The 19,667-nt window shown below is 42.1% G+C and carries 15 protein-coding genes; 5 read left to right on the top strand and 10 right to left on the bottom strand.

Annotated elements, in window-relative coordinates; translation table 11 throughout:
- Positions 1 to 14: 14 nt before the first annotated feature.
- Positions 15 to 1,271 carry a VCBS repeat-containing protein gene (locus R8P61_13980; protein MDW3648172.1) on the top strand — a complete coding sequence of 419 codons (1,257 nt, stop codon included), beginning with the start codon at positions 15 to 17 and terminating at the stop codon, positions 1,269 to 1,271.
- A 7-nt stretch (positions 1,272 to 1,278) separates the two neighbouring features.
- On the opposite strand, the gene R8P61_13975 is transcribed toward R8P61_13980, so the two are convergent.
- Both R8P61_13975 and fabD read right to left on the bottom strand, forming a co-directional pair.
- Complete coding sequence (locus tag R8P61_13975; protein MDW3648171.1) at positions 1,279 to 1,554, bottom strand: acyl-CoA-binding protein; 276 nt, start codon at positions 1,552 to 1,554, stop codon at positions 1,279 to 1,281.
- 122 nt (positions 1,555 to 1,676) lie between these two features.
- Complete coding sequence (gene fabD, locus R8P61_13970) at positions 1,677 to 2,558, bottom strand: ACP S-malonyltransferase (protein ID MDW3648170.1); 882 nt, start codon at positions 2,556 to 2,558, stop codon at positions 1,677 to 1,679.
- Positions 2,559 to 2,612: 54 nt separating this feature from the next.
- On the opposite strand from fabD, the gene R8P61_13965 reads away from it, so the two are divergent.
- On the top strand, positions 2,613 to 3,371 hold the full coding sequence (locus R8P61_13965) for an SDR family oxidoreductase (GenBank protein MDW3648169.1): 759 nt from the start codon (positions 2,613 to 2,615) through the stop codon (positions 3,369 to 3,371).
- A gap of 207 nt (positions 3,372 to 3,578) precedes the next feature.
- Here the strand turns inward: R8P61_13965 and R8P61_13960 are convergent, their stop codons facing one another.
- Positions 3,579 to 4,604 carry a fatty acid desaturase gene (locus tag R8P61_13960; GenBank protein ID MDW3648168.1) on the bottom strand — a complete coding sequence of 342 codons (1,026 nt, stop codon included), beginning with the start codon at positions 4,602 to 4,604 and terminating at the stop codon, positions 3,579 to 3,581.
- Between the two features lie 334 nt (positions 4,605 to 4,938).
- Here R8P61_13960 and R8P61_13955 point away from each other — a divergent pair, with 334 nt between their 5' ends.
- Entirely contained in the window at positions 4,939 to 5,703 is a 765-nt protein-coding gene (locus R8P61_13955) for a transglycosylase SLT domain-containing protein (GenBank protein MDW3648167.1), read from the top strand.
- Positions 5,704 to 5,836: 133 nt separating this feature from the next.
- Here R8P61_13955 and R8P61_13950 read toward each other — a convergent pair whose 3' ends face one another.
- Genes R8P61_13950 through R8P61_13935 form a run of 4 tightly spaced genes read right to left on the bottom strand, consistent with a single transcriptional unit; the run spans position 5,837 to position 9,860 of the window.
- Positions 5,837 to 6,931 carry a bifunctional 3-deoxy-7-phosphoheptulonate synthase/chorismate mutase type II gene (locus R8P61_13950; protein MDW3648166.1) on the bottom strand — a complete coding sequence of 365 codons (1,095 nt, stop codon included), beginning with the start codon at positions 6,929 to 6,931 and terminating at the stop codon, positions 5,837 to 5,839.
- A 10-nt stretch (positions 6,932 to 6,941) separates the two neighbouring features.
- Entirely contained in the window at positions 6,942 to 7,811 is an 870-nt protein-coding gene (locus R8P61_13945; protein MDW3648165.1) for a prephenate dehydrogenase, read from the bottom strand.
- Positions 7,808 to 8,980 carry an aminotransferase class I/II-fold pyridoxal phosphate-dependent enzyme gene (locus R8P61_13940; GenBank protein MDW3648164.1) on the bottom strand — a complete coding sequence of 391 codons (1,173 nt, stop codon included), beginning with the start codon at positions 8,978 to 8,980 and terminating at the stop codon, positions 7,808 to 7,810. The genes R8P61_13945 and R8P61_13940 overlap by 4 nt, the downstream gene beginning before the upstream one ends.
- Positions 8,981 to 9,002: 22 nt before the next feature.
- Positions 9,003 to 9,860, bottom strand: a complete 858-nt coding sequence (locus R8P61_13935) for a prephenate dehydratase (protein MDW3648163.1) — start codon at positions 9,858 to 9,860, stop codon at positions 9,003 to 9,005.
- 248 nt (positions 9,861 to 10,108) lie between these two features.
- Between R8P61_13935 and R8P61_13930 the strand changes: the two genes are divergently transcribed.
- On the top strand, positions 10,109 to 11,263 hold the full coding sequence (locus R8P61_13930; GenBank protein ID MDW3648162.1) for an FAD-dependent oxidoreductase: 1,155 nt from the start codon (positions 10,109 to 10,111) through the stop codon (positions 11,261 to 11,263).
- On the opposite strand, the gene R8P61_13925 is transcribed toward R8P61_13930, so the two are convergent.
- From R8P61_13925 to R8P61_13915, 3 genes are all read right to left on the bottom strand, one after another.
- Positions 11,252 to 14,884: a PKD domain-containing protein gene (locus R8P61_13925; protein ID MDW3648161.1), complete on the bottom strand. Its 3,633-nt coding sequence runs from the start codon at positions 14,882 to 14,884 to the stop codon at positions 11,252 to 11,254. The two genes, R8P61_13930 and R8P61_13925, sit on opposite strands and share 12 nt — an antisense overlap.
- Before the next feature lie 256 nt (positions 14,885 to 15,140).
- On the bottom strand, positions 15,141 to 15,797 hold the full coding sequence (locus R8P61_13920; GenBank protein MDW3648160.1) for an ATP-binding protein: 657 nt from the start codon (positions 15,795 to 15,797) through the stop codon (positions 15,141 to 15,143).
- Between the two features lie 60 nt (positions 15,798 to 15,857).
- Positions 15,858 to 17,585 (bottom strand): dynamin family protein, encoded by a 1,728-nt coding sequence (locus R8P61_13915; protein MDW3648159.1) that lies wholly within the window; start codon positions 17,583 to 17,585, stop codon positions 15,858 to 15,860.
- Between the two features lie 1,651 nt (positions 17,586 to 19,236).
- Between R8P61_13915 and R8P61_13910 the strand changes: the two genes are divergently transcribed.
- On the top strand, positions 19,237 to 19,653 hold the full coding sequence (locus R8P61_13910; GenBank protein ID MDW3648158.1) for a hypothetical protein: 417 nt from the start codon (positions 19,237 to 19,239) through the stop codon (positions 19,651 to 19,653).
- The last annotated feature ends 14 nt before the right edge of the window (positions 19,654 to 19,667 follow it).

The following is a 19,667-nucleotide window of genomic DNA, read 5'->3' as shown; positions in this document are numbered from 1 at the left end:
GGAAAGAAGAAAACATGAAGTTAAAGCTGCTTATACTGCCCATAGTCTTGATGATCTCAGGACTGATAGGAGCTTCCTGCTCAGAGAAAAAAAAGGAAATTGCTGACTCTGGGATTCCTGCCTTTGAAAAAATCCTCATTGATTCTGTTTTCCGATCAGAAAGTATAACGACTGCTGATCTCAATAATGATGGCGAAAAAGACATTGTCATTGGAGATGTCTGGTATGAGGCTCCTGGCTGGAAGATGCATGAAATCAGACCTCCTGGAGACTTTTTAAGCAGCGTATATCGGGAGGATAAACCTGCTTCTGATTATGCTTATTACAGCAACTCTTTTGCCTGCCATGTCATGGATGTAAATGGAGATGGCTGGCAGGATGTCCTGGTTTATCCGGTGATGGGAAGGCCCGTTTACTGGTATAAAAACCCTCAGGGAAAAGCAGGACATTGGGAGGAATTTAGAGCGGTAGAGGACTATCATGGTGAAAGTCCTATCCTGACGGATCTGGAGGGGAAAGGAGAATTGGGCTTTGTGACAGGTGTGAAATGGGAGGAAGGGAATTACCAGATGAGTTGGATGAGTCCCCAAAGAATGGGTGAATTTTGGAAAGAATTGAGGATTGGAGAGGGTAAAGGCGAAAGTTTTGCTCCAGGAGCTGTGGGCCATGGATTGGGAGTTGGAGACATAGATGGTGATGGTAAAAAGGATGTATTGACAAGACAAGGTTGGTATAAAGCCCCTCAAGATGAGACTCAGAATTCCTGGGATTTCTTTCGAATTCCTTTTGATAGCATCGCATCTCCCGAATATCCTCAATATGTTTTTGCCCAAATGCCGATTTGGGATATAGATGAGGATGGAGATGCTGATTTTTTTGCTTCCTCTGCTCATCGGTATGGATTGTGGTGGTTTGAGCAAAAAATGGAAGCAGGGGAAAGAATCTTTCAGAAGCATGAAATCCCATATAAATTATCACAGGCGCATGCTGTTGCGATGGGGGATCTCAATCAAAATGGCAAGCCTGATATCATAACAGGTAAAAGATATCTTGCCCACAATGGCAATGATCCTGGTTGGGATGATCCATTGGTACTCGTCTTTATGGAGGCTGAAAAGCAGGAAGGGGGAGAACTATCCTGGCGGGTGGAGGAAATTGATCGGGGAGTGGGGGTAGGAACCCAGATCGAACTGGCAGATATGAATAAAGACAGGCGGACTGATCTTTTAGTCAGCAATAAAAAAGGGACGTATCTCTTTCTTCAAAAGTAAAGGGAATCTATTCAGGATTTTTTTTAGCAGCTGACAACAATTCATCGACCAAGTCTATATACTGCATCTTTGCGTCATCCTGGCTAAGCCCTTTTAGCTGTTCCCAGGCATTGTATTTGGCTTTTGCAACAAAATCAAACACTCCAGGAGCTTCCATATCAATATCCCCCAGGCTCCCTTGCTTATACAAACTGTAAACTTTTAGCATGGTGTCGTTTGAAGGCTTTTCTTTTAAGGTCAGGATTCGCTCCTTCGCTGATTCAAATTTTTCTTCCAGGGTCATATTCATTGTGTTTTTACTATAACAATTTATCAATTCTCTACCTGATTTGCCAGTAGAAATTGGGGAAAGAATCCCTCTTTAAGGATTCTTTCCCTTTTTGATGTATGCGGTTTCTTTTGAGTTTAGCTTACCTGGCTAACCGGGAATTTGCGATCGATTTTTTTAGCCATACCGGAAAGAGCTTTTCCAGGACCTACTTCAATAAATTCGCTGGCACCTGCTGCAATCATGTTTTGCATAGTCTGTGTCCATCTAACCGAAGAGGTCAATTGTTGCAATAAATTGGCTTTAATTTCTGCAGCAGAACTGTGTGCTTTCGCATCTACATTTTGGTAAACGGGAATGCGGGTATCAGAAAATTGGGTTTGTTCAATCCCTTCTGCCAGCTCGACTCTTGCAGGTTCCATAAGTGGGGAGTGAAAGGCACCATTTACGGGTAGCTCAATCGCTCTCCTGGCTCCTTTTTCCTGGGCCATTTCTATGGCTTTGGCGATCCCGGCTTTGCTTCCTGAGATTACCAATTGTCCAATGGTATTATAGTTGGCTGGAACTACTACCTCTCCGTCAATAGCAGCACATACGGCTTCAACCTCTGCATCTTCCATTCCAAGAATGGCTGCCATGGTACTTTCCTGGATGTCACAGGCTTTCTGCATGGCATTGGCTCTGATAGAAACCAGCTTCAAGCCATCTTCAAAAGAAAGAGCACCTGCCACTGTGAGGGCAGAGAATTCTCCTAATGAATGTCCAGCAGTCATTGCAGCATCTTTGGCCAGATCATTGACCATAGCAGCAACAACAGAATGAATATAAATGGAAGGTTGGGTTACGGAAGTTCTTTTGAGGTCTTCATCAGTTCCTCCAAACATAATTCCCTGTATATCAAACCCCAGAATCTCATTGGCTTTGGCAAACATATTCTTTGCCAGATCGGAAGCGTCATATAATTTCTGACCCATTCCTACAAATTGTGCACCCTGACCGGGGAAAACGAGAGCTTTCATAAGTTTATCTGTGTGAGTAATTTGAAGCGCAAATATATAAGCGAAAGAAGAAACATGAAAATAGACTTATCCAATCAGAAGATTCTGGTTACCGGAGCCAGCAGAGGAATCGGAAAAAGTATCGCTCAGCTTTTGGCCGGATCTGGTGCTCAGGTAGCGGTTCATTACAATCGCAATAAGGCCGATGCAGAGGCTTTGGCAAGGGAAATTGGAGGGGGTGCACAAAGCTTTCAGGCCAATTTAGAATCGGCTGAAGATTGTGTCAGATTAGTATCAGAGGTTTTAGAGAGTTTTGGACAAATCGATGTGCTGGTCAATAATGCAGGTATAGTGGTACCCATTGAACGGGATGCCGATACGGATAGCTTCCAATCAGGCTGGAATAAAACCCTGCAAGTAAACCTTGTGGCTACAGCTTTGCTATGTCATGAATTGATTCCTCATTTCAGTAAGCAAGGAGGAGGACGCTTTATCCATATATCCTCTCGCGCAGCTTTTAGAGGAGATACCCCTGAATATATGGCCTACGCTGCTTCAAAAGGGGGCATGGTGGCCCTGAGTCGATCTATTGCCCGAGCTTTTGGCAAAGAAGGGATCAAATCCTTTATCGTAGCTCCCGGCTTTACCCGTACAGATATGGCACAGGAATTTATTGATACTTATGGAGAAGAGATCGTTCTCAATGATTTAGCCCTTAATCAACTGACAGAACCTAAAGATGTGGCTCCTAGCGTATTATTCCTGGCGAGTGGAATGATGGATCATGCAACAGGATGTAGCATTGACATCAATGCGGGTAGCTATGTACACTGATGTTTGAATGGCTTGCCTTATTCTAATTAAATAGCCGCTTTTAGCTTTTTCAGCAGATTAAGTTCAAGTGCAAGGCTCAAGTTCAAGTGTCAGGCTCATTTGAATTTGCGCTTGATGCTTGAATTTGAACTTATATGCATCTAAATCAAAGATGATTTCCCTTCATTAGGGGCAAAAGAAAACCCCCACAAAATTGCGGGGGTTATTTTATATTAGATTCAGATTGGCTTCTCGCCAGCCAACCATTTTCTTTTTCTCCTCATCCCAAAGTTTATTCCTCAAGCACTTAAAGCTTTCGATAAATTTTACTTTGGTCACGTATTTCTGAAGAACAGGATTTTTCTTTGCACACTCAATCAGATTATAATTGGGGATGCGGGAATTCAGGTGATGAATATGGTGAAAACCGATATTTCCTGTAAACCAGTTCAGTACTTTTGGAAGATCATAATAGGTGCTCCCTCTGATTGAAGCAAGGAGATGGTCCCAATTGTGCTTCCACTCTCGGTAAGTCTCTTCATGCTGATGTTGAACATAGAAGAACCAGAAGGCAATGATGCCAAAGGCGACAATGTTCAGAAATTGAACCAGAATAAAAGCTTTAACCCCAATGATAAAAGCAAATCCAACGTAAATGGATAGCAAAATCAGGTTATTATATACCTGGGATCTTCTCACTTTTTTCCAGCCATTGTTAATATTATACAGAGGAAAACGGTTTGAGAAAAGCATATAAGCAACCGGAGCAATAAATAAAATGCCCACATCGCTCCTCAGGACTCGGTAAGCCAGTCTTTTGAACCAGGATGAGTTTTTGAACTCCTCTACCGTCATGGTAGGAATATCACCTATTCCTCTAAATTCCATTTGGCCGTTATGGGCATGATGAAAATCATGTGCTTTTGCCCAATAGGAATACGGAATGGAAGTAAAAACACTGCATATGAGTCCTACAGTCTTATTTAGTTTCTTCTCTTTAAAAAAAGATTGATGTCCACAATCATGTTGAATGATGAAAACACGGCTCAAAAACAGACCATTCAATATAGCCAGTAGAGCCAGCAGCCAATACATCTCCAGATGAACCGAATAGATCATCAAGGCCGTAATTCCGATAGATGGGAGGATGGAATTAGCGATTTGGATAAAGGCTTTCTTGTGATTTGGCATTTGGTACGAGCGCAATAAAGACCTCCAGTTCTTTAAGGCTAGTTTAATCTCGGCATCGTTCATGTAACCTTATTATTTGTTAGCGTAGTAGCAGAGCTTTAGCTACAAAAATACAAATAAGACCTAGCAAGAGGAAGAAAAATTGTCTGAAAGTGCATAATTATTCAGGCTCCGCTTACTTCTCTGGATAGGCATCCCTCTTTGAACCCATTCTCGTTCTAAATGTTTTCCTTACTGCTTTTGGGGGCTATGTTAGCTTTTGCTAAAAATTTTTGCTAAAAATGATATCTTTTTGCTAAAAAAGTTTGCGATAATAAAAGTTTTCTCTAAATTTACTAAAAATAAACGCATCACATGCTATTAAAGATGGCAAATTTGAACACTTTATCGGAAAGACATGAATTTTTACAAACCGAGAATTCCCAAACAACGAGGGGCTTATCAGGCAGCGGCGCGGGTTGAGACGCAGGTAGCCAGGCCCATGCCCTCCAATTTGAGTGGTAATTTCAAAAATATCAGCTTAGGGCTGATCCTTGTTTTCGCATCCAACTTGCTTAGTCATGTGCTATATAACCCCAAGGTAGAATCCCTGGGAATCAAGAATCCCACAGCAGAGGTGGAAGGCTTACCTCTGGATGATTCTCGCCTCTACCTTATGGATAAGGCCAGTCTCTATGTCTCAGATGAAGCTTCTTTTGAAAGAAAGGTAAAAGAGATTTCTGATATGCTGGGAGTACGCGCAGAATGGTTGATGGCAGTGATGTATTCGGAGTCTAAGTTTGACGCACAGGTCCTCAATCATAGAGGGAGTGGAGCGACGGGTTTGATACAATTTATGCCAGCTACTGCCAGCGAAATGAATGTTTCTCTACAGAGGTTGGGACGAATGACCCACTTGCAGCAGTTGGAGTATGTATATATGTATCTCGAAACGGCCAGACAACGCTATGGCAATTATGATAGCTTGACGGACCTTTATCTGGCAATCCTTTATCCAAGAGCCCGGAAGCAGGAGTACTGCTACACCCTCTATGCAAAGCCTACCAGAGCTTATACTCAGAATAGAGGCTTAGATGAAAATAAAGACGGAAGAGTAACCATTAGTGATATAGACAGGCGTATGAAAAGACTTTACCCAACGGCCTATATGGCAGAACTTTGAATCAGCGGGGTAGGGCATAAGAAGACTTAATAGTAGTAATATTGTGTAGTAACACGTTTTGATGCAATTGTAAATTATAAGAAAAAAGCGCGAGTCAACCGATTCGCGCTTTTTCCATTTATCCTATTCTAACTTATTTGGATTCTACTGCATTCATCACTGCGGTTTGCTGGCGGATAGATTCTTTATGAATCATCTGCAAGATTTCAACCATTATATCATTACTAATTCCCAGAGGGGAAGAGAGTGCCAATCTCTCCTGAATGATTTCATTCCAACGAGAAGTCTGAAGAATGGTGATACTATTATCCTTCTTAAACTGTCCAATCTTTTTAACCACATCCATTCTATCAGCCAACATACGGATGAGTTGTTCGTCAATCTCATCTATCCTTTCTCTAAACATTTCAAGTTTATTTGAGAGTTGTGGATCAGCTGAATTGGCATTTCTGTGAACAAGGCTTTCCAGAATCTCTCCCAATCTTACAGGAGTTACCTGTTGTTTTGCATCACTCAAAGCTTTGTCAGGATTAGGATGGGATTCAATCATGAGTCCATCGAAATTCAAGTCCAGGGCTTTTTGAGAGACAGGCTGTAGCAATTCTCTTTTTCCTGAAATATGACTGGGATCACAGATGATCGGAAGATCAGGCATACGCCTTCTAAGCTCGATCGGAATTTCCCACTGGGGCTCATTTCGATATTTTGAAGGTCCGTAGGTAGAAAATCCTCTGTGAATAGCCGCAATTTTATTAATGCCCGATTTATAAAGCCTTTCCATAGCACCTATCCATAGTTCCAAATCCGGGTTTACCGGGTTTTTTACCATGACCGGGATGTTTACTCCTTCGAGTGCATCTGCGATCTCCTGAACGGCAAATGGATTGGTTGTGGTACGAGCACCTACCCAAAGAATATCTATACCGGTTCGTAGCGCTTCATACACATGCTTTACGTTGGCTACTTCTGTACAAACCGGTTTACCGGTAGCTTCTCCGGCATCTTTCAACCATTTCAAGCCTACACTTCCCACTCCTTCAAAAGAATTAGGGCGAGTTCTGGGTTTCCAGATACCTGCACGAAGAACATCAACTTCATGTTGAGTAACTCCCTGAGCAGTCTCCATGACTTGTTCGGGGGTTTCTGCGCTACAGGGACCGGATATATTCATGGTGTCTCCAAGTCCCAGTCCCCATTCTTTCATGGGAATCAGATCCATTTTTTCCATAATTTCTAGATTAGCTGTATTTCATTAAGTGAGGAGTCTCTTTCAAAATCCTGCCGATCTCATTGGCTTCTTGCATGAGTTCAGCTGTCTTGTCAAATTCTCCGGATTCAATCAGGCCTTTGAATGCCTGCATTTTTTTAATATAAATTTCGAGTACATCAATGAGGTTGTCCGCATTTTGTTCGTAGACATCTCTCCACATTTTGGGAGAACTTTTCGCCAATCGAACTGTAGAGGCAAAACCTCCGGAAGCCATATTGAAGATATTGGCTTCACTTTTTTCTTTCTCAAGGACCGTGAGAGCCAGAACAAAAGAACTAATATGGGAGACATGGGAAACATATGCAGCATGTACATCATGTTCCCGGGCATCCATATAAATGATGCGCATGAAGAGGCTTTTTAATAATCTTTCTGCCAATTCGAGGGCATCCTTATCACTTTCTGTTGGATCACAAATGATCGCTACCTTTCTATGAAAAAGGTTATGGATAGCAGCTTTGGGCCCAGAATACTCTGTGCCCGCCATAGGGTGGGCGAGCACAGCACGTTTTCTTTTCGGATGTCCAGATATGCTTTGCTTTATTTCGGATTTGGTTGAGCCCATATCCATGACCAAAGCATCCTCGCGTACAAGGTCCAGGGCTTTGGGAAGCTGCTTGAGAATCGCACTTACAGGTACTGTTAGGATAAGAATATCCGCTACTTTGCAGGCTTCTTCCCATTCCATGATTTCATCTACCAGGCCTAATTCCATCGCTTGCTCCTGGTGTTCCCTTTTCAGGTCCACACCAATCAAACGACTCGCAAAGCCATTACTTCTCAAATCCAAAGCAAGGGAACCACCAATCAATCCTAATCCAATGATCGAAACAATCATACTGTTGCTTTTGTAAATGCTTTAATTCTTTCCAGGGCCAGTTGCAGACCATCCATTGGTGTGCATAGGGAAATACGTATATATTTTTCTCCCTGATCTCCGAAAATAAATCCGGGCGTCAGGAAAACGTGTATGCTATTTAGAATTCGTTCTGAAAATTCCTCTCCGCTTGCTTCATTATCTGGAATCCGAGCCCAGACAAACATACCCGCCTGATCTTTTTTGTAGCTACATCCCAATTCATCCAGCATCTCAAAGGCAATATTCCTTCTTTTCTGGTACTCTGCATTTCTTTCTCCATGCCAGGCAAATGAATTGGCAAGTGCACTAACTGCGGCTTCCTGTAAAGGAAGGAACATTCCTGAATCCATATTGCTTTTTACCTTTAGCACAGCCTGAAGGTAAGCCTCTGCTCCCGCAAATAAACCGATTCTCCATCCAGCCATATTATGAGATTTACTCAAAGAATTGAGTTCAATCGCTACTTCTTTGGCTCCAGGGATAGAAAGAATACTTTTAGGATCCGGATTCAATACCAGGCTATAAGGATTGTCATGACAGAGGAGGATTTTATGTTCTTGGGCGAAAGCCACCAACTGCTCAAAAAGCTCATCTGTAGGGCGTGTTCCTGTAGGCATATGCGGATAATTGATCCACATGATTTTTACACGGCTGAGATCTTGTTTGGCTAATTCTTCCAGATTTGGGTACCAGTCATTTTCGGGCGAAAGTTTGTAAGACACAATTTCCGCTCCTGCAATGCGGGCTGCACTTGAATAAGCCGGGTATCCCGGATTTGGTACCAGCGCCTGATCTCCTTCATTGAGAAAAGCCATAGAGACATGCATGATGCCTTCCTTGGATCCCATAAGCGGGAGGATTTCGGAATCTGCATGTAATTGTACACGATAGGTATTCTCATACCATTTGGCAAAAGCATATCTAAGCTGGGCAGTTCCTTTATAAGGTTGATAGCCATGCTTGCCCGGCTCAATGGCTTCTTTAACCAGGGTTTTAAGGGTCGAATCAGAAGGAGACATATCCGGATTGCCAATCCCGAGATTGAGGATGTGTTCTCCAGCTGCAACGCGAGCTCTTATTTCTCTCAATTTTCTTGAGAAATAGTATTCTTTCACGCTGCCTAATCTATTTGCTTCAGGTATAATCATTTGCTTTGCAATAGCGCTTTTTCTAACTAACGTTTTTGTCGCCTTTTGGATATTCTCCCAATACCTTTAACTCTGATAAAAGGGGATTGATGGCATTTAAAGACTGTCTGAATCGTTCGTAGTCGTCAAATTCCAAATCCACATGGAAGAAATATTGCCATTCCTGTCCTACAATCGGAGAGGACTGGATTTTACTCAAACTCATATCATAGGCACTCAAAACCTGTAATATCTGAGAGAGATGTCCGACTTTATGTGCTACAATAAAACTGATACTCGCTTTGTTAATCTCCTCTTGCTTCGCCAGGAAGTCCATATCATCAGTAATGATCAGGAAGCGGGTAAAGTTCCTCTTATTATCTTCTATACTTTCTGCGAGAATTTCAAGTTCGTAGGTCTCGGCTGCAAGGCGACTCGCTATAGCTGCCTGGCCTTTGGTCTGTGATTGGGCGAGTCTGGCTGCACTTGCAGCCGTATCATCTGCAGAAATCAATTTGATTTGAGGGTAGGAGCGAAAAAAGTGTCTGCACTGATTGATTGCCATTGGATGGGAATAAACCTCTTCTAATGTTTCAATCGTACTTCCTTTCAGCCCCAGCAATTGATGCTCAATGCGGAGATAAACTTCACCGATCACTTTGTAATTGGAATTACGCAATAAGGCATAATTAGGAAGGATAGTACCTGCTACGGTATTTTCTATCGCAACAACCCCAAAAGAAGAACGACCACTTTCCATTGCCTGAAAGAGGCCCGGAAAAGAATCACACATTTCCAGTTCGATTTCATTTCCGAAGTATTTCTTCGCAGCTATCTCATGGAAGGAGCCCTGGACTCCCTGGATCGCTATGGGTTTTGTTGCCTGAAGCACTTGATGCATAATTTTTGACTAAAAAAAAATCCCTGAATATCATTCAGGGACGGCTAAAAAAATATATTGTTTATACTTAACAAGTCCCTGGACTGCTTTTAAAAAAATAAAAGAAGTAATAATAAAAAGACTTGTATGTTTGGCTTAATTTCATTCCGACACAATATTAGGGATAATAAAATCATAAAACAAAATAATTTTATTGCAGAATGATTAACGGATCGTATCCTTTTCTGCGAAATTCATATTCAGATATTATGCAGCCTACTCAATATCCATCTATCAGCTTTTGGGAATCGAATTCTTTGATGAAGTATGACTACATAATTGTGGGGGGAGGAATTGTAGGCTTATCCACCGCTGCTGAACTATTGGAAAAGGATTCTGATGCAAAGGTTCTTGTTTTGGAAAGGGGCTTATTTCCGAGTGGAGCCAGTACGAAAAATGCAGGTTTTGCCTGTTTCGGATCGGTATCAGAGTTATGGCAGGACTTGAATCTCATTGGAGAGGAGGGGATGCTGGGTCTGGTAGAAAAAAGATGGAAGGGACTCGGATTACTAAAAAAGAGATTGGGAGAAAAAAAGCTGGGATACCTCAATTATGGGGGCTATGAATTGTTGAGGGGAGAAGAACTTCACTACCTCGATCAACTGGCCAAAATCAATAAATTATTGAGCCCGGTTTTTGGCACAAAGGTTTATAAAAATGCAGCAGAGAGAATAAGCCAGTTTGCTTTTTCAAGTGATGCCGTCAAAGGAATCATCGAGAATCCCTTTGAGGCTCAAATTGATACAGGCGAAATGATGAGGAATCTAAGCAATCATGTTGCTGCTCTGGGTGTCAGAATATTGAGTGGAGCTGAGGTGAATAGCTGGAACGTAAAATCGGACAGGATGGAGATTTCGGTGAAAAATCCCATGGGAGGAGAGGAATTGCTTTTCTCCTGTAAGAAAGTGGCCTTTTGTACCAATGCCTTTAGTCAGAAATTCTTTCCTCAACTGGAACTAAAGCCAGGTAGGGGACAGGTATTGATTACAGAACCCATTGAGGGACTGAAGATAAAGGGAGTATTTCATATGGAGGAAGGCTACTATTATTTTAGGAATTATGAAGATCGATTGATGTTGGGAGGAGGGCGGAATCTGGATTTTGCTGGAGAGCAAAGTCTGGAGATGAAAACCACCGATCTGATAATGGATAAACTCAGAGCTTTGATGGAGGATATCATCATCCCTGATCATCCTTATGAAATAGCGGATAGCTGGGCAGGAATTATGGCTTTTGGGGAAAGTAAAGAGCCGATCTGCCAGCAAGTGGATGATCGACTCTTTGCAGCTTTGAGACTGGGAGGTATGGGAGTAGCCATTGGAAGTGCCCTTGGGCAAGAAATGGCTAATTTGTTACTTGAATAAACTGATGGTACCGGAGCGCTCTATAGGGCGTCCTTGTATATCAATTCCATCAAACAAGTACACATACACACCTTCAGCTAATCTTTTTCCTTCTGAACTGAATCCATTCCATTGGAAATCAGGATTCTGACTTTGGAAAACAAGTTCTCCCCAACGGTTATAAACTTTGAAATCTACATCAGTAATCAGATTGCTGCCGATGTAGAAGAAATCATTGACTCCATCTCCATTGGGAGAGAAAGCAGAGGGGATGCTTACGACAACCAACTCTTTTACTTCGATCAAGCGAGAGAATTGCCCTTCACATCCATTTTCTGTGAGGTAGTTCAAGCTAACCAGAAACTTGCCTGCATTTTTGTATTCATGCACTGGTTCCGAGTCCGTAGAGGTATTTCCATCTCCAAAGTCCCAATCATAGGTAGCAATAGGACTGCCACCGATGACAGCAAACTCAGCAATAGCTTGTGGGATTTCAAGGACAGAATCATTGACCACCAAACGGCCTAAACTCTCATCATGCGTATAGGCATTGATTTCTACACGAGAACTCCTGCAACCAAATCCAGAAACCGCTTCGATATAATAAGTCTGTGTGCTTGTCAAGGGTGGTGTGACAAAGGTGAAGCTAGTTTCGAATGGACTGCCGCCTGTTGCCTCTGTGTACCAGTCTACGTGGTCCACATCCTGGCCGGGCTGAGGTTGGGCGATCAAAAATGCCGGATAGCCAAAACAAGAAGTGTCTTCAACTGCTTGTGGCGCATCAGGTCCGGGATAGATCAGGAGAGGAAGGGTCGTGTTTGCATCGCATCCTTTATTAGAAGTTACCGTGAGGGTAACCTGATAAGTATCATCTGTCTGATAAGTGTGTGTAGGATTTTCCAGGGTGGATCCTGAACTATTATCTCCAAAGTTCCAGGCGAATTGATCAATAACATCAGCCGTTATACTGCCATCTATGGTACTGAGATTCATGAAGCTGGCCTCATCGTTTTCACAGACTGACTCCATGCTGAAATCAGCTTTGGGATTCGGATAGACAGTGGCTGAAAGACTGGTCGTATCCAGACAACCCTCTCCACTTCCTACAATCAGGCTCACATCATATATTCCGGCCAGGTCATAGGCAAACTGCGGATTTGCGTCGGAAGAACTTTGGCCATTTCCAAAGTCCCAATTGTAGCTACTTATACTACTGCCAGCTGCTACACTTGATAAATCCTGGAATACAGTAGAATTCTCATGACATACCGCATCAATTTGAACATTGGCAATAGGTTTAGGATAAACCTGGATATTGTCCTGGAATTGGTCCGTACATCCATTTTGAGTGGTTACAATCAGATTCACAGGGAAGCTGCCAAAGCCGGTATATTGATGATCTGGATTTGCAACTACCGCTGATTGCCCATCTCCAAAATCCCAATTGTATAGGAGAGAAGAGCTACTTACTACAGAAGTCTCCGTAAAGCTAACTGGAAGATTTTCACAAGCATTTGTAAAACTGAAGTTCGCCTGCGGTTGCTCAAATACTTCTGTTTGTTGTATGAGGGTATCTGCACATCCCTGTGCAGTTGTTACGATAAGTCTTGTATTGAAGAACCCAAAATTTGAGAAGGTTTCGTCGGGGTTTTGAAGATTGGAAGCATTTCCATTTCCAAAGTCCCAATCCCAGGATTGGATGGCAATTCCATTGGTATTACTGAGGTCTGTAAAGCTGGTGTTTTGTCCGAAACAGACGGGACTGAAATTAAAGTCTGCCTGTACAGCCGGATAAACTTCCACATCCAGGGTAGTAGAATTGCTACAACCATTTCCATCTGTGATGTTGAGGGTTGCGGTATAATTTCCGGAATTTGTATAGGTATGTATGGGAGAAGCCAAACTGCTTGCTGGACTTCCATCGCCAAAGTCCCAACTATAACTGCCTATACTTGCCCCTCCATTATAACTGAAATTGAAAGCATTCCCTTTTAGACATTGATCCATGAGTGGACTTATGTTTGCTACGGGATTTGCTGCCACAGTGAGGCTTTTAGTTGTAGTTGGGGAAACACAATTATTATCTGTTACGTTCAGGCTTATGTTTTTGGGTCCAGGAATCGCCCAACTCACCTGATATGGGCCTGCACCAGCACCACTTAGGACAATCCCCCCATCGAAATCCCAGAAATAATTGGCTGTTGCACTTGGAGTTCCGTTGTAAGTGATGGTAGCTGTTGTACCCAGGCAAACAGGATTAGTTGGAACCGTAAAATCTGATTCCGGACCTGGATTTACTGTAACGGTATTGCTGCTACTGGCACTTGCACAACCCTGTTGGCTAATATTCAAACTAACTGATTTTATACCAGCTGTAGTCCAGGATAGTTGATAGGGGCCAGCACCTGTACCTGAGAGTACATTTGCCCCTCCAAAATCCCAAATGAAACTTGCACTGGGATCGTTGGAACCAGTGAAGGTTACATCTATAACTTCATCCGGACAGATGGAATTGGAGGAAAGGCTAAAAGTCGCCAAAGCAGTATCTAAAACTGTAATGGGAACAGAGCCTGTGGATGTACATCCAAATGGATCTGTTGCGAATACATTATATACTGCAGTAAGAGGGGGAGTAATGGTAACGGTAGCTCCTGTATTCCCGCCTGACCATACATAGGTGAAACCTGGCTGAGAAGGAGTAGAAAGGGTAGTACTTTGCCCCTGGCAAATAGTATCCTGAGTAGCACTTGCTGCGATATTGGGAATTACGATCGCTATGCTATCTGTTTCGTAAATACCGATATTTCCACAGTTATCTTCTACGTCTCCAGCTAAAGAGATATAATAGGTTCCGCTTTGGACCATCAAAGGACTAACTGTCAATACAAAATCCGTATCGAACGTTCCGCCAGCAACACAATTGTTTCCTCCTACTGCTGTTACTGTAAAAGGCCCACCAGGACCGGTTACAGTAAAGTCTGTAGGTTGAACCGTAGAACAAACTATATTTTCTGAGAAAGAAACTTCAACTCCCCCCCCACAATCGGCAGAAATGCTATCCATAGTTGGAGGAATATTATCAAAAATAGAGGCTGTAGAAGCCGAAAAATCCAGGGTATAGCCTGAACTGGTATTGGAAAAATTACTTACGTTGACTACGAGGGTTTGACCAGCAACCACCGGAATAAGTCCATTTCTATTGGGGCCTCCCGCGCCATTACTGGGAGCTCCTCCGGGAAGATTTGGTCCGGTAGGACCTGAGGTGGCAGAATAATTACAGCTGATCTCAAGGCCTGCATTTGTGGCTATATCTGCACAGCTATTATTGGTAAGGTCATAAACTGCCCAATCATAATCATCAAAAAAGTTGATGGGATTTACTGTAAAACTCACCATCCCTGCTGTCTGTACGGTAAATATGTACCAGACGTCATTTTCTTCCCCACTACCAAGACAAGAGATATTGGCGTCGATTTCATTAGGATCTAAGCCTTCTCCTACATAGGAGTTGGTTTGGACGTATACATTCTGACAAACGGGGATAGCATTGATACAATCTTGTTCAGGTTGCTGGGCATAGAGTTGCCCAAGCATGAAAAAGTTGAAGCTAAAGATTAGAATGAGTCGTAAATTTCTTGTCATATCTTACAAATAAATATAGCCTTGAGGAAAGCATTATATTACAAATCTTTCCTAGTCCGGAACGAGTAAAATGGCTGTTATTGGTCCCTGTTAGTGTTTCTTCTTAAAAAATGACCTTGACTTATTCAATCAGTAGAGAGCAAATCTAATTAAAATTATTAATAGAAATACCCTAACCTTACATCATAACGGTAAGATTGGAATTGAATTGTATAAATACCAGTGAGTTTGGTATTTTTATTATTGGAATGTACGGTTATTCGAAGGCTTTTTTGTTTAAGGAAAACACATCGCCTTTTTCACTGGCTTTAATAGAGAGGATTCCTGCCCGTGTAAGGATCACGAGTTTGCTTGAAGCTTGCTGGAGATTACTTTTTAATAATTCAGAAGTAGTTTGGAGATTTATGCCTGCATGTTCCTCCAGATAAGCCAGGATTCGCTTTTCTGCTTCTCCAATTCGGAGAGATACTCCTTGCTTGTCTTTATTATGCCTTAGCACTTTCACCATTTCTTTACTCGCCTTTACACTCATATCTTTTACCCGTACATAGGCCTGTTTTTCACTTTGCCTGTCTGGGTAGCGAATAAAATGAGGTTTTCTATAACTTGATTTTACCTGAAATAGAATTACTTCTCTTTGGGCAGTAATGGGAATTCTACGGATTTTGTAATCAATTTTTGGGACAAGGTATTTTTGGAGGAAATCTTCAAGGATAAACTGGTCCTCTCCGGGGCTTTTGCTCCCATATATACTGCCATCATCATCTACCCCTAACAATAGAATACCTCCTTCAGAATTTGCAAATGCGACAAATTCCCGGGCGATTTTTTCCGGGTATTTGGCTTTGCGTTTAAATTCCAGTTGAAAGCCTTCTCCTTGTCTTACGAGCTTCCTGAGTTCGGCCAGTTCCATGCAGGAGGAAATGTTTTAGGGATTAAGTACTGAGGCTATGGTTGAACGTAAAGGGAGATCCTATTGTTTTAGTTCCTCTTCAAGTTTGTCCAGACTTTGGCGCGTGAAGGTATGTTGTACAGCTAATTTTTCGACATGCCTGCCTTCTTCATCCAACAATTTATCAAACTCTGAGAAATTGCTGTCTATCTTTTTGCGAATATGAGAAATGTAAGCCTTTAATTTATGGTCAAGGTTGGTGGAAAGTTGTTTTCTCCCTTTGTCAATCTCTTTTTTAAAGCCCCCAATTATTTTTCCTCTTTTCAATAAGATGGTTCCTCCTGCAAACATCAATCCTGCTGCAGTGATAATCCCACCGGTAATATCGAAAGCTACGCCTGATGTAACGGTTGCCAAAACAGCACCAATTACGGCCATGCCGCTTCCTGCAGCTATATTGGGAGATAAATTAGACGCTTCCGGAAAAACCTCTTTACCCACAAAGCTTTCTGTTTGATTGATAAAATCAGAAAAACCTTCCCGTAATTCCCGCAATACCAGTCTCCGTCTTTCAGAAATATCCCCAAATATGTCTTGTTTGGGTCTGAGGACTGTTTGAGAATTTTGGATTTTCAGATCGATGATCTTGGCCATTTGGCGGATACTGTCTGCAATTTCTTCTACGCCTTCATTTAGCCTTTCATTAAAGCTTTTGCTAAGGTCTTGTTCCAGATTTTTTGTAAGGCTTTTCAGCCAAAGCTGAGGGGAATCAGATTTATTGAAGACGGACATAAAACTCTTTCGGGTTAGGGCCAGAACACCCATGCCGTCGCTAAGTTCCTTTTGACTTTCAAGAGTTATACGGTCATAATCCTCCAGCATATTTCTAATCAAGGCATCAACCTGTCTTTGAGATCTTTCCTCTTGATCCTGAAGGGTATGATGAATGTCAGCCCTGAAATCACGATCGGCCTTTAACTGGCCTTCCATGGCTCTCAAAGTTAGCTCCAGTTTAGCGTGGAGGTTACGAGAGGTGGAAACGGTACTTTGTAATTTCAGTTTATATGCATTGAGATTGGTGATATTATCCCGTATATAATCATTGAGTTTGTCAAAACCACTGGAAGCATGATCTCCCTCTAATTCCTGCTTTGCGGAAAGGGCAAAGACTTTCGGATCACTTATGCCTTTTTTTATTGCGTGCTTTCGGACTCCTTCGATATTGATGGTAAGATCAGCCTCGTTCATGAGATCTGCCTGCTGTAGAACAAAGATGATTTTCTTTTGCCAGTCTTTATGAATGAAATCAAAAAAATCCCAGGCAGATTGGCGATAGGGGTTTTTAGCTTCGAAAACAAAAACTATTAGATCGCTGCGAGGAACAAATCTTTCGGTTATTTCCTGATGATGTTCAGAAATGGTATTTGTACCTGGTGTATCGACTATGGATATCTTGCGAAGGATATCCACGGGCTGTATGATCTTTTTTAAATAGGGGTTTATTTCCAGCTCAGTTGCTTGATCTCCATAGATCAATTGTTGTATCGTATCTGTGCAGGGATCCGGAGCAACTTTTACTACCTCTTTACCCACATTTAACAAAGCATTTATAAAGCTGCTTTTGCCCGCTTTTACCTCACCCACAATTACAAACAAAAAAGGTTCTCCAATACTTGTCCGGAGTTCACTGAGAGTTTGGCTAAGACCCTCATTACGAGTTTCACTCGCCATATCGTGAAGATTTTTCACGATTTCCCCCAATTTTAGCTTAAAAGGTTGGAGGTCCGTATCAAAAATATTGTTATGCATGTGTATTGCAATCTACTGCAAAAGTCTGAAAGATAGTATTCTAATGATGGCTAGGGAGGAATTTGGTCACGAGCAGAAATAAAAAAAGCCACCTGCTTTCACAGATGGCTTTAAAAAACCGAGGGACTCAAATGCTTTGCATGAATCAACCTCAGCCCTTGCTCTAAAAACCGAGGGACTCAAATGCTTTGCATGAATCAACCTCAGCCCTTGCTCTAAAAACCGAGGGACTCGAATGCTTTGCATGAATCGACCTCAGCCCTTGCTCTAAAAACCGAGGGACTCGAACACTTTGTGTGAATCAACCTCAGCCCTTGCTCTAAAAACCGAGGGACTCGAATGCTTTGCATGAATCAACCTCAGCCCTTGCTCTAAAAACCGAGGGACTCGAATGCTTTGCATGAATCAACCTCAGCCCTTGCTCTAAAAACCGAGGGACTCAAATGCTTTGCATGAATCGACCTCAGCCCTTGCTCTAAAAACCGAGGGACTCAAATGCTTTGCATGAATCAACCTCAGCCCTTGCTCTAAAAACCGAGGGACTCAAATGCTTTGCATGAATCAACCTCAGCCCTTGCTCTAAAAACCGAGGGACTCGAATGCTTTGCATGAATCAACCTCAGCCCTTGCTCTAAAAACCGAGGGACTCAAATGCTTTGCATGAATCGACCTCAGCCCTTGCTCTAAAAACCGAGGGACTCGAATGCTTTGCATGAATCAACCTCAGCCCTTGCTCTAAAAACCGAGGGACTCAAATGCTTTGCATGAATCAACCTCAGCCCTTGCTCTAAAAACCGAGGGACTCAAATGCTTTGCATGAATCAACCTCAGCCCTTGCTCTAAAAACCGAGGGACTCAAATGCTTTGCATGAATCAACCTCAGCCCTTGCTCTAAAAACCGAGGGACTCGAACACTTTGTGTGAATCAACCTCAGCCCTTGCTCTAAAAACCGAGGGACTCGAATGCTTTGCATGAATCAACCTCAGCCCTTGCTCTAAAAACCGAGGGACTCGAATGCTTTGCATGAATCAACCTCAGCCCTTGCTCTAAAAACTAAGCAGCCCATACTCATTGAGTGAGTCAGACTTAGCCGGGAGAGTAAATCAGAATGTCAAATATCTTGCTGTTGATGTTACAAGTATAGGGAGTTTTTGGACTGTCTCGCTTACTCTTTGGATCAACTGTAGTTTTTCTTGAAAGAACGGTTATTTCGTTTGTGCGATTTGATTTCTTTCATTTTTAACTACGTTACAAATGTAATAATATTATTTAATGCTTCAAGTTAAAAGTAAGATTTTGCTTAAAAATGAAACATTTATTCTATTTTTTATAAAAATTAATAAAAAAACAATTTTAAAAGGGTAAGAAAAAATTCTTCATTCCTCGGGATTGTTTCAGTCGGCTTAGCTATGTAATGTGTAATATATTGGAGGATTTTTCTACTAAAGTGGTCAGGGGTAATGACCGATCCTTCCAGGAGATTTGTAGGAGTGTAATCTCTTCGTTTGTTCATTTTGCAGAAATTGTGCCAGAAGGGAATATTAGCAATACTTTATTTGTCTAAGAATTGAAAATTAAGTTCAAAGGCAGATGTAAGACCTTTGGCATTCTGTAAGAAAAGACAACATCCACAGCATTTAATTAATTATTATGAAACTTTTAAAATACCTGCTATTAGGCGTATTGATTTCTCTGGGAACAGATATGTGGGCTCAAGGTCCGGGCGGACGTGGGCGTAGGGGAATGGAGCAAAACATAGACTCCCTCAAAGTAAAGCTTAGCTTAAGTGAGGATCAGATAGAAGAAATGAAAGCAATTCAGGAAGACATGCGTAGCAAAAGAAGGGAAGTATTTGAATCGGCAGATGGAGATAGAGAAGCCATGCGTGAAGAAATGATGAAGCTTCAGGCAAGTGCTGATGAGCAAATTAAAGGAATTCTGACCCTTGAACAGTGGGACAAATACGAAGCTTATAGAAAGGAGATGCGAGAAAAAAGAAGGGATGGAAGAAAAGATGGAGAAAGACCTCCCAGAAGGAAAAGAAAGAAAGATACAGATACCCCTTAGTTGGACCGTATCTG

It is taken from the genome of Bacteroidia bacterium, assembly GCA_033391075.1.
In the GTDB taxonomy this organism is placed as follows: domain Bacteria; phylum Bacteroidota; class Bacteroidia; order J057; family J057; genus JAWPMV01.
The sequence above is the reverse complement of the archived record's forward strand: the minus strand, read 5'-3'. Positions and strand labels throughout refer to the sequence as shown.

Bases quoted from the DNA above. Each gene is read 5' to 3' on its own strand.
- R8P61_13910 (MDW3648158.1), top strand. From the start codon at position 19,237: ATGAAACTTTTAAAATACCTGCTATTAGGCGTATTGATTTCTCTGGGA.
- R8P61_13940 (MDW3648164.1), bottom strand. From the start codon at position 8,980: ATGATTATACCTGAAGCAAATAGATTAGGCAGCGTGAAAGAATACTAT.
- R8P61_13950 (MDW3648166.1), bottom strand. From the start codon at position 6,931: ATGGAAAAAATGGATCTGATTCCCATGAAAGAATGGGGACTGGGACTT.
- R8P61_13960 (MDW3648168.1), bottom strand. From the start codon at position 4,604: ATGAACGATGCCGAGATTAAACTAGCCTTAAAGAACTGGAGGTCTTTA.
- R8P61_13930 (MDW3648162.1), top strand. From the start codon at position 10,109: ATGCAGCCTACTCAATATCCATCTATCAGCTTTTGGGAATCGAATTCT.
- R8P61_13945 (MDW3648165.1), bottom strand. From the start codon at position 7,811: ATGATTGTTTCGATCATTGGATTAGGATTGATTGGTGGTTCCCTTGCT.
- R8P61_13965 (MDW3648169.1), top strand. From the start codon at position 2,613: ATGAAAATAGACTTATCCAATCAGAAGATTCTGGTTACCGGAGCCAGC.
- fabD (MDW3648170.1), bottom strand. From the start codon at position 2,558: ATGAAAGCTCTCGTTTTCCCCGGTCAGGGTGCACAATTTGTAGGAATG.
- R8P61_13920 (MDW3648160.1), bottom strand. From the start codon at position 15,797: ATGGAACTGGCCGAACTCAGGAAGCTCGTAAGACAAGGAGAAGGCTTT.
- R8P61_13935 (MDW3648163.1), bottom strand. From the start codon at position 9,860: ATGCATCAAGTGCTTCAGGCAACAAAACCCATAGCGATCCAGGGAGTC.
- R8P61_13975 (MDW3648171.1), bottom strand. From the start codon at position 1,554: ATGACCCTGGAAGAAAAATTTGAATCAGCGAAGGAGCGAATCCTGACC.
- R8P61_13980 (MDW3648172.1), top strand. From the start codon at position 15: ATGAAGTTAAAGCTGCTTATACTGCCCATAGTCTTGATGATCTCAGGA.
- R8P61_13925 (MDW3648161.1), bottom strand. From the start codon at position 14,884: ATGACAAGAAATTTACGACTCATTCTAATCTTTAGCTTCAACTTTTTC.
- R8P61_13955 (MDW3648167.1), top strand. From the start codon at position 4,939: ATGAATTTTTACAAACCGAGAATTCCCAAACAACGAGGGGCTTATCAG.
- R8P61_13915 (MDW3648159.1), bottom strand. From the start codon at position 17,585: ATGCATAACAATATTTTTGATACGGACCTCCAACCTTTTAAGCTAAAA.